Source organism: uncultured Psychroserpens sp. (assembly GCF_947501425.1).
Classification (GTDB): Bacteria; Bacteroidota; Bacteroidia; order Flavobacteriales; family Flavobacteriaceae; genus Psychroserpens.
This window is the reverse complement of sequence record NZ_CANMVN010000007.1, coordinates 1-14786: the sequence shown is the minus strand read 5'-3', so window position 1 is coordinate 14786 and position 14786 is coordinate 1. Positions and strand designations below refer to the sequence as shown.

The window sequence follows — 14786 nt, the reverse complement described above, 5'->3', positions numbered from 1 at the left end:
CGCCTTCACTAAGACTGAGGCATCGATTTGGTTACCTTAAATATGTTTATTGCTTTATAAATTCAACACGTCTGTTTTGAGCTTTTCCAGCAATAGTTGAGTTGTCTGCAACTGGATCTGTTTCTCCTTTTCCTTCAGAAGTGAGTCGGTTTGCATTAATTTTATACACAGTTACAAGTGCTTGCCTAACAGCTTCAGCTCTCGATTTAGATAATTTCATATTGATGTCGTCACCACCATCAGAATCAGTGTGACCTACAATCTTTAATTTGATTGTTTCATCTTGAAGTAAAACCTGAGAAATTTGACGAATGATACCATAGGATTGAGCTTGAATATCTGAAGATCCAGAGTCAAATAAAATACCATTTGTTGAGATTTTCCCCTCTGCAAGTAATTTACGTCTTAGATCAACACCTCCTTCAGCAACTTTTAAGTTTGATATAAAAACACGCTCTTCGTTATCTTTAAAATTATTGATGTGAAATTTGATGTGGTTCAGTACATTTTGAACTTCTATAAATCGAGGAATATCAACATATTTCACTTCGTTTACCCACAATCGGAAACGCTTTTTGGTAACAGATATAGCTACATGTGGTTGGTTTAAGACAGCAGTTCTGATATCAGCTTTTATTTGAGAATTAATATCACCACCTCCTCTGTTGAAATAGTTAGACGCTCTAATATTGAAGACTCCAAATTGTCCAAATGGAAGTGAGATTTCAGTATAGTGTTCTTCTCCACGATCAAATTTTAAGTTGTCACTTAAAAATATACTAAGTCTGGCTGTGGACGACGTTTGTTTTGAAATTCCACTAGTAAGTATATCGAATTCAATGGTATAATCTTCTGGTAATTGTTCTATATCAGGGATGAAGTAAAGTCCGTAGCCTGATTTTAGCTCAAGCCAATTCTGACCTTTGACTTTTACTGTTTCTCCCGAACCATTAGTGTTCCATTTAGAGGGGAAATCACCAATAAAATCTTGTGAAAAGTCATCAAAAAACAACAATTTATCTCCAGGGACAAAATCATATTTACTCAATATTTCTAAATCATCAGAAACGTTTTTAGGCACTTCAGGGATATCCTCATTTTCTTCACTGTTCTCAGAGGAGGTTTTATTGATGTTATCATCATCACTCTCGGAAGACGAATCATTGTCTTCAGATTCCTCTTCTTTTCTTTTACGTTCACCCAATAGTAATTCTTTGGCAGTCTTAACACTGTATTTTAGCGCTTTTTTTGCTTTATTAATTTGTAATGTGGCTTTACCTTGTTTTAATACGTTCTGACCATCGAGATCTGATATAATATCTGGGGCACTTTCACTTAATACTGTAACATCATCAAGCGCTTCCTCTAGCGTGTCTATATCTTCATCTTCAAGTGGAGTTCCAGCTTCAGCGTAACCATCGTATTTATAAACCTTGTCATAAAGATCAAAAGACTCTCTTACAAAATTATCGACACTTGATATACCAACGCTACTTCTGGGTCTTTTAATTTTTTTAGTTTGTGCGTAGGAAAGGGGAATGAAAAACACAAATACTAAACTTGTAAGTAACATTTTTTTAAATGCAAGATTTTCAGTCATGAGGATTGCAATGAATTGATTAATAGCCACTTTAAAGGTAGATAATCAAATTCAATTAGCAAAGAATGATGTATGTTTAGTCGCTTTTTATGTATAGTTGGTCATATCTAAAAATATAGAAATCACTGGATTTTGTATATGATAATAGCATCATTGTCACCTTTGGTAATCACCTCCAAAGACTTGTCTTTGTCGATGTTATTGAGGGTAAGTTCTGAATTAGCATATACTGGAAAATTTGCAATAGGCTTAGCTTGGCTATCAAACAAGTAGCCTTTCTTTGATTGTAAATCTGTTATCGTCACATATATTTTATCATTAATATAGAATATTTTTGGAGCTGTGTAATCGCCATAATCTAAATCGATTGTCTTAGATTTAATCGTCAGTTTATTTTCGTTTAAAACAACAAGAGTTTTACTGGTAGTTGTAATTTTATGTTCATCATTTGCGTTTAAGTTTTTATGATTTACATTGCCGTTTTGGTTGATTTCTAAAAGTTCGCCATTGGTATTTGATGTTGTAAATCTATTGTTGTAGAGGTAAATTTCATTTCCTGAGAAACTGATATTCTCCTTAACTTTTATTCTTGTTTTTCCGACACGATCAAGAATTTCTAGAGTATTACCATGGGCAAAAACGATGTGATCTTTTCTAGCTATTCTAAAATGTTTGGGTTGAGAGGAAATCTCGTTTTTTGCAGATTTGTATTTGAAGCCGCTTACTATTTTTCCGTTTTTATCATACATCAAAACAGATTTACCTTGTGTAATCATCAAGCGGTAGTTTTTCTTTTTGTCATAATCAAAAACAGATACGGGTTGTGTGATTTTATCATTGAATTTTAAAGGAAATGGTTTGACGTCATTTCCGTTTCTGTCTAAGATATAGAGACGTTTTGAGGTGTTGAAGACGAGTTGCAAACGACCATTTTTATAGATGTCTATTTGTTTTATGTCACCCATTATTTTACCGTCTAATTGTTTTTTCCAAAACACTTTACCTTTGTTGGATATAAGATGAATGTTGTTATTGACGTCTTGAACAATGATATCCATTTGGTTGTTAGTGTGGTTTTTTACCAATTGTGGCGCAGAGGCAAGATCTGAGTCTAACGAAATATTTAATTCTTCACTTACCACATTGTGTTTTCCTCGTGTCTTGTTAGTCTTAATTGCTGCATTAACATGTGCAAAATCTGTGTCATAAATATATTGTATTGATGATGATTTATAGTCAGAGATATTTAATTTTTTATCGTCAGTAAAATTGGTATTTAAAATATCGTTTAACTCAGAGGCGTTGCCATATAGTAGTAGCGAGGATTCGTCACTTAGGTCTAGCATAAGATTTTTATAAGCATCAGATTCAGATAAAACTGTGTTATTTTGATAATTTGAAATAATTGACTGAAGAAAATCGATATTTTCAGAAAATATAAAAAAGTCGTCCAGATTAATAAAATGATTAGCTGATTCAATTGTAATAATAGGGTTGAAGCTATTCAAAAAAGGCATCGCATCGTCTATTTGGAAGATGTTTACGCCTCTGTATTCGTCTGAAATGGTCAAAGAATTGATGTTGTCTAGTGTTGAAGCGGCATCAATAGATCTTAATACGATAGCTTTTTGGGAAGTGTTCCTAAATTGTCCAACTTCAATAACATTTTGAAAGATATTGGAGTGGTTTGTCAAAGAGTCTTCTAGTTTGTGCTGAATCAAATTTGCTCTTATAACTTCATAATCGTTAAATGTTACACTGGTAAAGCTGCTTACATTATTTGGTAATACGTAGGCTATTTTGTTTTCTTGAGGAATGGTATTTTTAAAAATATTGATAAGGCTTTTTGTAGAGTCTTTTGCTTTTGTGATGCCATTGATGAAAATTGAATTTTGTGAAATGTCACTATCAAAAACAGTGTAATTTGTAAACTGATATGAATTTAGTAAGGAATCTTTGAATTGAGTTGGAAAGGTGTTTTTTTTGGTATTATCAATAAAAACAGAAACCATTTTCTCATTGTTAGACAACTTGTATAATGATTCTAATTCAGTATTTACTTTTGGTTTGATCAATGCATTTTTGGTTAATATCAGAGAATTTGAAACAAATAGAACACTGTCTACTAGTGTGCTGTAGAATATGTTTTCATTGTACATCAGTTTTTTGATTGGTTTCTCAGAACTGAATTTAGAATCAATTTCTAATCCTGAAATTGAATCTAGAGATATGCTTTCTTTTGAAAAAGGAACGATGTAGCTGATTTCCAAACTATCATTTGAAGATCTTGAAAATGCAAGTAAGCTATGACGCTTATTAACATAATAAAAAGGCGCTAAAGAAGTGTTGAGATGTTTTACTTGAGAGTAACTTTCAATGGCTTTAATTAGCGAGTTGTTTTTAAGTCCGTTCTCTAAACCTTCTGATGAATTTATTTTAATAATAATTTCTGAGTCTTCTGGGACAAGGGATAAGGGATTTAGTGATTTTGATTTAGAGTTTTCGCAATTAAAAAAGAAAGAAAAGCAAAAAACTAAGAACCAGATGTTTTTCATTTGAAAGATTTTTACAAATATAAAAAGTTAGAGTTCTAATTTGAGTTGTGCTGGTAATAATCTAAAAGATTTTCTATGGTATTTAGTAATGCCGTATTTTTTTATCGCTGCACGATGTTCTTTTGTAGGATACCCTTTGTTTTGTTTCCAATTGTATACTGGAAATTCTTTGTGAATACGTTCCATATACGAGTCCCTGTAGGTTTTTGCAAGCACAGATGCGGCAGCTATAGAAAGGTATTTGCTGTCGCCCTTAACAATTGTTTTAAAAGGAATATCGTGATAAGGCTTAAATCTATTTCCGTCAACTATGATGAATTCCGGTTTGGAAGATAATTGATCAATAGATTTTTGCATGGCTAAAATAGAAGCGTTCAAAATATTGATTGTGTCAATTTCATCAGGAAAAATGTGGCAAAACGAATATGACACCGCCTCTGTTTCAATCAATGGTTTAAGTAAGTTTCTTTTCTTTTCAGAGAGTTGCTTGGAGTCGTTGAGTAAATCATTAGAGAATGAGTGTGGTAAAATAACAGCTGCAGCAGTTACTGGGCCTGCCAGACAGCCTCTTCCGGCCTCGTCAGTCCCGCATTCTAATTTGAAATTTGAAAATGAAGATTTTAGTGTCAAAATGTTAAAGTTTGGACAAAGTTAAAATTTTAACGCAACCAATTTAATGTTTATGTATCTAATTACTAGTAATTATAAGGCTTAGCATGCTAAAAATAGAGACTTGTAATTTAATTACTTGTTAACATTTTTTTAGTATAAATACTTGTTTATTTAATATATTATTAAGATGTTTGCGCTAGACTAACTCAAATAATTGTTTTATGAAATTAAAGTTAACATGGTTAATGACGCTTTTTATGGCGTTTGTGATGCAACTCTCTTTCGCGCAAGAGAAAACAATCACAGGAACAGTTACAACTAAAGACGATGGTTTACCATTGCCTGGAGCTTCTGTAATTGTTAAAGGAACTACAAGAGGAGCACAAACAGATTTTGATGGGAATTATTCCTTGAAAGCATCTGCTGGTGAAACTTTAGTATTTTCTTATGTAGGTATGAAAAATACTGAGATGCTAGTAGGTTCAGGTTCGACTATTAACGTAGCGATGGAATTTGATAACCAACTAGAAGAAGTTGTAGTTACTGGGTACAAAACTCAAACTAAAGCAACTTCAAATGTTGCTACCGTTAGGGTGTCAGCAGAAACTATTGAAAACAGACCGAATGCGAGTTTTGTTCAAACACTAGCTGGTCAAGCACCAGGTCTGAACATTACAACTAGTTCTGGTCAGCCAGGTGGTAATTCATTAGTTCAACTTCGTGGTGTTGCTTCTATTAATGGTAACACGGAGCCTTTATTCATTATTGATGGTGCTCCAGTTGATGAGGACAACTTCAGATCTCTTAACCCGCAAGATATTGCTTCTATTGATGTATTGAAAGATGCAGGTGCAACAGCAATTTACGGTAACAGAGGTGCGAATGGTGTAATCGTTATTAAAACACGTCAAGGTAATTTTGGAGAAGGACTTAAGGTGAACTACAACGGATTTGTAGCTTACAGTACACTTCAAGATAATGATTACAATAGAATGTCTTCTCAACAGCTTTTAGCTTATGAAAGAGACAGAGGGAATGGTGCAGGTGCTGGTAACAGTACAGGTAAATTCAACCCTGGAAATGGTACACCATTAACAGATGCGCAAATTGCAGCAGCTCCAAATTTTGATTGGACTGACTTCTTTTTCCGTACAGGTGTCACACAAAGTCATACATTATCATTAACTAGTGGTAGTGAAAATACGTCTCAGTTTACATCATTTGGTTTCCAAGATACTGAAGGTGTATTAGAAGATTCAGATTTGAAACGTTTCAACTTAAGAACAAACGTTAGTGGGAAATCTACAAATGAGAAATTTAGATATGGTGCTAACTTATCTATTAACTACTCTAAGTCAAATGAGCCAAATAGTATCGGTAGTACTGCAATTAACAGAAACTACGTATTAGGTGCATTTGAATCTGTACCTTATATTACAGATCAAGATTATGTTGATGGTGCAGATTTATTAGCTCCACTTTCATTTACAAACACACCTTTATTCTTATTAGATAGATTAAGAACGTATACGCGTTTTGAGGAAGAGGTTAAAGCTATTGGTAGTGCAAACTTTAATTATGATATTACAGACTGGTTAACAGCTGGAGTTGTATTATCTGCAGATTACCAAAGTGAGTTCTTAACTCGTGCTGAAGGACCAACATCATTTAACGCTTTGTTATTTGGTGGTGCTGAGAACCCAACATCTGGTTTCCAATTCCAACAGTCAACAAGACAATTCTCTTACAACCAAGTAACGTCATTAAACTTTAACAAGACATTTGCTGATAAGCATACTGTTGATGTAGGTTTATATACAGAGTACTTTAAAGCTCACTTAAGAACATTTGGATACAGACAAGATGGTTTAGATCCTAAAACGTTCTTCCCTGGAGATGGTAGTGGATTTATTGCTCCTGCAAATGGATTATTCCAAGATACAGCAAACGCAAATATCTTAAATGCAGGTTTATTCTCTTACTTTGCTTCATTAGACTACGATTACGATACCAAGTATGGTTTCGGAGCTACAGTACGTAGAGATGCATCTTACCGTTTTGCTGGTTCTAACAGATGGGGTACATTCTGGTCTGTTTCTGGACGTTGGAATATTTCTAACGAAGCATTCATGGATGATTCAGCAATTGACAACTTAAAATTAAGAGCGTCTTATGGTACAGCGGGTAACCAAGATATCGTAGGTGCTGGTTACTTTGGAGGTCCAGATTTAACTGAAGACTTCTTCGCAACTGGATCTGGTTATGGTAATGCTAACTCTATTGCATTAGCACAATTAGGTAACCGTTCATTACAATGGGAAACTATTACTACTCTTAACATAGGTTTAGATTTCGGTGTTTGGAACAGTAGATTACGTGGTTCATTTGATGTTTACCAAAGACAAACTACTGAGCTTTTCCAAAGTACGCCTTTATCAGCTACAACTGGTGTAACTCAGCAAAATGCTAATACAGGAGAGTTATTCAACAGAGGTTTTGATTTCATCGTTGATTACGATGTATTTAGAGCTAAGTCTGCTGGTGACTTTAACTTTACAGTTGGTATTGTTGGTAACTTCAACGAAACTGAGTTACAGGATATTCCTAACCCAGAAGGAGAAATCATTGGTCTAGGTCGTAACGGAGGTAAATTATTCGAAATTTTCACATTAAGATATGTAGGTGTTAACCCAGCAAATGGTAACTTATTATACTTAACTGCAAATGGAGATGTTACTGAAAACCCTGATGCTGATAATGACCGTGTATGGTTAGATAAGAATATTATTCCTGATTGGAATGGTAGTTTTAAACTTAACTTCGATTATAAGAACTTCTTCTTACAAACACAATTTAACTATGTGTTTGGTGTAGATCGTTTTGACAATGATTATGCAAGTTTAATTGATCAAGATGATGTAGGACAGTTTAACCTTTCTGCTGATGTATTGAGAGAATGGTCTCAACCAGGAGATGTAACTGATATTCCTTCACCTTCTGCATCTAACAGAAACTCATTTGGAAACTCTGACCGTTTCTTAAGAAGTGCAGACTTCGTTAGATTACGTTTCGCAAGTTTTGGATACAATGTTCCTGCTAAATACTTAGAGAACACTGGACTTACAAACGCTAGAGTTTACGTAAATGGAGAAAACTTATTTACTTGGACTGAATGGAGAGGATTTGATGCTTCTTCTAGAGGAGGTCAAAGATCTTACCCAACACCAAGAACAATCTCTGTAGGATTCGAATTAGGATTTTAAAAAAAAGAAATATGAAAAAATTTAGTAAAATAATATTTGTCGGACTCCTTACAATAGTAATGGGATGTAACGACGCAATTGATATCAGACAACCAGGTCGATTAGACGCGATAAACGCTTTTCAATCGGTTGACGATTTACAACAAGGTCTCCTTGCTGTATACAACCAATGGGATGTAACTCCTGAAATTGCATTGTCATCAAACTTTACAGATGAATTATCTGTTGGTTTTGATAGTGGTGGACAAGGTTTCGCTTTATACGATTTCGTAATAAATGCAGGTAGTACAGCTGCATCTGATTTCTGGGTAAGAAACTACAGAGCAAACAACAGAGCAACTATTCTTATTGAAGCTGCTGGTAATATTACACCAGAAGCTGGAGAAGAAGATTTATACAATGATATCTTAGCTCAGGCTCATGCTGTAAGAGCATATGCTAACTTAGAATTAATGACGTATTTTAGTCCAGATCCTTCTGATGACTCTACATTAGCAGCGCCAGTTGTTGATTTTGTAGCACCATTAGATTATCAGCCACTTAGAAATACAACAGGTGAGCTTTGGGATTACATCGATTCTGATTTAAACACTGCATTGAGCTTAAGTAATGTTCAGTCTGATCCAACATTTATCTCTACAGATGGGATCAATGCGATGAGAGCTAGAGCAGCATTAACAAGAAAAGATTATCCAACTGCTCAAACATTGGCTAGTCAGTTATTATCTGCTTATCCACTGGCTAACAGAACTCAATATGAGAACATGTGGTTAGATGCTGACAATACTGAGGTGATCTTCAAATTAGAAAGAACACTTAATGATGCTTATGACGGACAAGGAACTACTGGTTCAGTTGCCGCAGGTGGATGGGCTGGTGCTCGTTTTGCATTCGTTGATGCAACATTATCAGGTTCTCCATACTTTGAAATGGATAGAGGTGTATTTAACCTTTTAGATCCTGCTGATATCAGATTTGATGTTGTAGTAGCTCCTAGTTCAGTAATCAATCCAGATTATGCAACCGATCCTGATCCAGTGAACACTGATATCCTTGTGATTCAAAAGTATCCTGGTTCTGAAGGTCGTCCTTTAATGAACGATTTAAAAGTATTCAGATCTTCTGAAATGTTATTAATCTTAGCTGAAGCTAGAGTAGCGATCAACAATGATCTTACTGGAGCTGCTAACCTTATCAAGCAACTTAGAGATGCACGTTTCGGTTCTGCTCAAGCGGCACCATCATTTGGTTCTGCTCAAGAAGCGTATGCTGGTATCTTAGAAGAAAGAAGAATCGAGTTATGCTACGAAGGACACCGTTACAAAGATTTAAAACGTCTTGGAACTGCAGCTAACAGAGGAGTTGATAGAGATGTTACAGATTGTACTACGCAAAGTGGTGCTTGTACATTATCTGCTAGTGATTTTAGATTCACTTTACCTATTCCAATTATCGAGATTAACGCTAATAACGGTATAGGTGGTCAACAAAACCCTGGATACTAACAATTAAAAATCTTATAATTATGAAAAATAATATATTAAAATTAGCTCTGGCTTTACTTGTAGTATTCACCTACACAAGTTGTGAGTATGACATAGAGAATTTTGATCCAATTAATGGGCAATCAGCATACTCTTTCGGTCAAACAAGCTATAGCTTATCAATACCACAGGAAGATTTAGTATTAACTATTCCTGTAAGTGTAACAACAGTATCTACTCAGGACAGAAACGTTTCTGTATCTGTTGATGCTGAAGGAACTACTGGAGAAGCTGGAGAGTACTCTTTAGGTTCTATTGTGATTCCTGCTGGATCTTATAGTGGGTCTTTGGATGTATCATTTGATTTCTCTTCAATTACTGGAGAGGATGGAGATGTGAAAAACTTAGTGTTTTCAATCAATCCTGATGCAGGAGATACTGCATATTTTGAAACCGTAGAGATCGAATACTTTAGAGAAATCGTTTGTAATGATATGAACTTATTGATCGTTTCTGATGTATGGGCAACTGAAACTAGTTTTGACATCACAGATGCAGATGGTAACGTAGTGATTGCTGAGTTTTTCCCTTGGACAATCAACTCAACACAGCCACAAACCTTTGAAGCAGACTTTTTCTTGCCAGATGGAGATTACATCTTTACCTTGTATGATTCGTATGGTGATGGTCAGCTAGGTACTGGTGGAGGAGTTACTCTAACTGGAAACTATGCATTGACATGTTCTATCTTAACACACGCCTCTGGTGAGGGTGAGTTAGATAATGGATCATTTGAATCAACGCCATTCTCAGTGAATCCTTAAGAATAAAATATTCTATAAATAAAAAGGGCTACCAATATTGGTAGCCCTTTTTTATTTGTATGTTATTAGGTAAATGTTGTATTTTTATAAAAAAAAGAAGAAGTTATGTTAAAATTTTATCCCTTAGTATTACTATGCCTTTTTTGTTCAGTATTAACTGCACAACAGATGCCTCAAGAACAATACGAAAGTTTGTCTGAAGCAAACAAAAAATTATATAATGAATTAGTTGCAACTAGTAATGAAAAGTCTCAACGAGTGAATCAGTTTTTAGCTACTAATCCAAACGTTTCAAGATACATTAGAACATCTAGTGGTAATACAGCTACCATGACAGATGTTATTGATGGAAAACCTCAATATACTGCAACTTATAATAATGAAGCTGCATTAGCTACTAGAACAAGTGATTTACAAGTTGGTGGAGCCTTAGGCTTAGATCTTGATGGTACTGGTATGACTGTTGGTGTTTGGGATGGAGGTGCAATTCAAATTGATCACCCTGAATTTGCAGAAGCTTCTGGTTCAGCATCACGTGTTCTTAATAAAGAATTGGAGAACACAGATGGATCATTCGATTTATCAAGTCATGGAACACATGTTACTGGAACTATTTCGGCTAAAGGTGTTAATCCAGCAGCTAAAGGAATGGCAACAAACGTAAATGTCTTCACATATAACTTTCTCAATGACACACCTGAGATGTTAACCGAGATTACCAGTTTGACAAGTCCTATTATTTTATCAAATCATTCTTATGGCTTAATTATCGATTTTCTTGAAGAGTGGAGACTAGGTGCTTACACTGGTGATGCTAGTCAGGTTGATCAAATAGCTAGAAACAATCCAAAATACTTAATGGTAGTTTCTGCTGGTAATGATGGCTTTTTTGTTAACTCGGATGCAATGGCTCCAGGTTTGGACAAATTAACTGGTGTTGCTTGTGCCAAAAATAATTTAGTTATAGGTAATGCTGCTGCTACAGTTTTTCCTTTCAATGGTGAACTGACAAGTTTGTCTATTAGTGGAGGAAGTACACAAGGACCAACTGATGATTTAAGAGTAAAACCAGATATTGCTGCTGTTGGAACAGGAGTGTTTTCAACATTTCCGGGTGGAACATATGGAAATTCTTCCGGAACGTCTATGTCCGCTCCTAATACTACTGGAACACTAGTATTATTACAACAGTACTATGAACAGTTGCATGGAGTGTATATGAACGCTTCAACATTAAAAGGTCTGGTATGTCACACGGCTTTAGAGGATTTCGATACTTTTGGACCAGATCCAAGATTTGGTTGGGGATTTTTAGATGCTAGAGCTGCTGCGGAATTAATTACTGGAGACACTAATGGGTCAGCCATTTTAGATGAACAAACGTTACTTAATGGACAAACATATGTTACTACGTTTAGTGCTGTAGAAGGAGAGAAATTAAGTGCTACGATCTGTTGGACTGATGTAAGAGGTGTATTAACCATTGATAATGATTCTAACAATACTGCATCAAGATTGGTAAATGATTTGGATATTAGATTAACAAAAGATGGTGTAGATTATCTGCCTTGGAAACTTGAATTAAATGGAACCTCTGTCACTAGTACAAAAGGAGATAATACTGCAGATAATGTTGAACGTATCGATATTGAAGCCCCTGAAACAGGTACGTATACATTAACCGTTTCTCATAAGGGTACACTTCAGGGAGCAACACCTTTCGAACCACAAGAACAAGACTTTTCTTTGATTGTGTCAGGAAAGAATATAAGCTTAAGCGTGGACGATGTGTCAGTATTTGACTCAAAACTCTGGCCTAATCCAACAAGAGATGTCTTTAACCTTAGTTTTGAACCAGTGAATAATCTAGATATCACTCTCACAATGATTGATTTACAAGGTAGAGTTGTATACAATAAGACTCTTGATGTATTCGATTCCAGAATTACTGAAACAATTGATGTGTCTAATTTAGCTAACGGTAGCTACATACTATCAATTAAACAAGGTAGTTCTATATCTAATTCAAAAGTTATAAAGTACTAACTGATTTAAAAGCTTTCAAAAAATAAAAAGGATATTTTACAATTAATTTAAGCTTTTTATTTTTATACATTATTATCTTTAGAGCGAGAATTCTTAACTAGTATTCTCGCTTTTGTTTTATATAATAGCGTTTAACAAACCTAAATTCAATACTTAATTATATTGTATTCTAATTACCTTAAATATAAATTCAGTTTAATTTTTCTATTATTAAGTATTCTTGCATATGGTCAAGAAGAATTGAATAGAGATCAATCAAAAAGGCCGTCGAATCGAACTGCTAGAGATTCAAGTGCATTAAAAAAGAGTAAAGGATCAAAAGATAAAGCACTTATTAGTCAATATTTAATTATTTCTGACAGAGGCGATTCAACTTATGTTGATACCACCTTGTCCATTAGGAAGGAATACAAGTTTAATTATTTGAGGAGAGATAATTTTGGTTTGCTGCAATTTGCTAATTTAGGACAAACTTACAATCAACTCACTAAAGATTTTTCTAATCAAGAGTTACTCCCAATGTTTGGTGCTCGTGCAAGACATTTCAATTACATGGAAGTTGATGATATCAACTATTATGAAGTACCAACACCTTTAACTGAATTATTCTTTAAAACCGCTTTTCAGCAAGGTCAATTGTTAGATGCTTTTTTTACTGTTAATACTTCAAAACAATTTAATTTCTCAATTGCATATAAAGGACTTAGATCTTTAGGTAATTATCAAAATGCGCTGACAAGTACTGGTAATTTAAGATTCACAACGAATTATAAAACCAAAAATAGACGATACAATGCCAAAGCACACATAACAACTCAAGACTTGTTAAATCAGGAAAATGGAGGTCTGAAGAATGAAGATATTCAAAATTTTATATCTGGCGATGAAGATTTTGAGGACAGATCAGTTTTTGATCCTAATTTTGATAATGCTGAAAATATTCTGGTTGGTAAGCGATTTTATCTAAACCATGCCTATTATATAATTCAACCTACAGACTCTGTCAGTACATCTTTATCAATCAAGAATATTATCAATTTTGAAGATAAATATTATCAATTCGATCAAACAAATAGTGTAAACTTTTTTGGAGAATCTTTCAATCAAACAGATATTAGAGATAGGGTTACATTGGAGAATTTTAATACAAAACTATCTGTAGATTACAGAAACTCAATTTTAGGAAATATAAGTTTTGGTGTAAATTATAATGATGTCAATTATGGATATGATAAAGTGACAATTTTAAGTGATCAGGTAATTCCCAACAGAATACAAGATAAAGTAATTGGGCTGCAAGGAAGATATTCTAATCAAATTAAAAGGCTCTCATATGATTTTGATATTGGTACCAATATTGTTGGTGACTTCAATAACAGTTTTCTAGCAGGAACTGTGTCCTATGATTTAAATAAGGATATTCTTATTGGAGGTAACATTGGAATAAATTCTAATTCGCCAAATTATAATCTTCTGCTGTATCAGAGTGACTATATAAATTATAATTGGAATAATATTGAAAACTTCTCCAATCAAGAAACTTATAATTTAGGTTTTACCCTAAAATCAAAGAAGCTTTTGAATGCCTCCATTCAATATACCACTATTGATAATTTATCTTTCTTTGATTCTGAAATATCAACGGATTCAGAATTCAATATCGTAAAACCAAAACAACTTAACCAGTCAGTTAGTTTTTTCAAAATAAGATTAGATAAGGAAATAAGGTTAGGGAAGTTTGCACTCGATAATTCTATCCTATACCAAAGTGTTGATGATGATACACAATCGCTTAACTTACCCGAAATTATATTGAGAAATACCCTGTATTACTCTAATCATTTTTTTAAAAATAATGCACTTTATCTGCAAACAGGAATTACGTTTAATTATTTCAGTGATTATTATATGGATGGATACGATCCTCTGCTTGCTGAATTCTACACCCAAAACCAAACGAAAATTAGTGGATTTCCTAGATTGGATTTTTTTATTAATGCTAAAATTAGACAAACTAGGATTTTCCTGAAAGCAGAACACTTTAATTCTTCTTTTACTGGTTACGATTACTTCTCTGCACCTAATAATCCTTACAGAGATTTTAATATACGCTTTGGATTAGTCTGGAATTTCTTTCTGTAAAGTTTTGCTATGTCCCTCATTTATAGTCTATGCGGAATTATAAAAAAAATAAATAGAAAAAAGATGAAAAAAGTTTTGGTGGTATAAAAATAGTGGTTGTATATTTGCACCCGCTAACGGGATACGTTAGTGATGTTCTAACACAATATTTGATTACTAATTTAAGTTTTAAAAATAATTTTAAAAAAAAGTACAGATAAGTATTGTGGGATAAAAAAAAGGGTTTTATATTTGCACCCGCTTAAGTGATAAAGTACTTA

At 33.9% G+C, this 14786-nt stretch carries 8 protein-coding genes; 5 read left to right on the top strand and 3 right to left on the bottom strand.

All coding sequences use genetic code 11. The features are described 5' to 3' along the window. Positions 1–46 precede the first annotated feature (46 nt). The 3 genes from Q0951_RS11325 to Q0951_RS11315 all read right to left on the bottom strand — a co-directional run bounded on the left by Q0951_RS11325 (position 47) and on the right by Q0951_RS11315 (position 4785). The gene (locus tag Q0951_RS11325; protein WP_299336935.1) at positions 47–1600 is read right to left on the bottom strand and encodes an OmpA family protein; all 1554 of its coding nucleotides are present in this window, start codon (positions 1598–1600) and stop codon (positions 47–49) included. A 122-nt stretch (positions 1601–1722) separates the two neighbouring features. Next, a complete protein-coding gene (locus Q0951_RS11320) occupies positions 1723–4155 on the bottom strand; it encodes a ribonuclease HII (RefSeq protein WP_299336932.1) in 2433 nt (810 codons plus the stop codon). Positions 4156–4182: 27 nt separating this feature from the next. After that, complete coding sequence (locus Q0951_RS11315) at positions 4183–4785, bottom strand: ribonuclease HII (protein ID WP_299336926.1); 603 nt, start codon at positions 4783–4785, stop codon at positions 4183–4185. A 203-nt stretch (positions 4786–4988) separates the two neighbouring features. Between Q0951_RS11315 and Q0951_RS11310 the strand changes: the two genes are divergently transcribed. From Q0951_RS11310 to Q0951_RS11290, 5 genes are all read left to right on the top strand, one after another. Beyond that, positions 4989–8030 carry a SusC/RagA family TonB-linked outer membrane protein gene (locus tag Q0951_RS11310; RefSeq protein ID WP_299336923.1) on the top strand — a complete coding sequence of 1014 codons (3042 nt, stop codon included), beginning with the start codon at positions 4989–4991 and terminating at the stop codon, positions 8028–8030. An 11-nt stretch (positions 8031–8041) separates the two neighbouring features. Further along, positions 8042–9535: a RagB/SusD family nutrient uptake outer membrane protein gene (locus Q0951_RS11305; RefSeq protein ID WP_299336920.1), complete on the top strand. Its 1494-nt coding sequence runs from the start codon at positions 8042–8044 to the stop codon at positions 9533–9535. Between the two features lie 20 nt (positions 9536–9555). Continuing rightward, positions 9556–10338 carry a hypothetical protein gene (locus Q0951_RS11300; protein ID WP_299336919.1) on the top strand — a complete coding sequence of 261 codons (783 nt, stop codon included), beginning with the start codon at positions 9556–9558 and terminating at the stop codon, positions 10336–10338. 168 nt (positions 10339–10506) lie between these two features. After that, a complete protein-coding gene (locus tag Q0951_RS11295) occupies positions 10507–12384 on the top strand; it encodes a S8 family serine peptidase (protein WP_299336918.1) in 1878 nt (625 codons plus the stop codon). 240 nt (positions 12385–12624) lie between these two features. Further along, positions 12625–14526, top strand: a complete 1902-nt coding sequence (locus tag Q0951_RS11290) for a putative porin (protein WP_299336916.1) — start codon at positions 12625–12627, stop codon at positions 14524–14526. Positions 14527–14786: the final 260 nt, after the last annotated feature.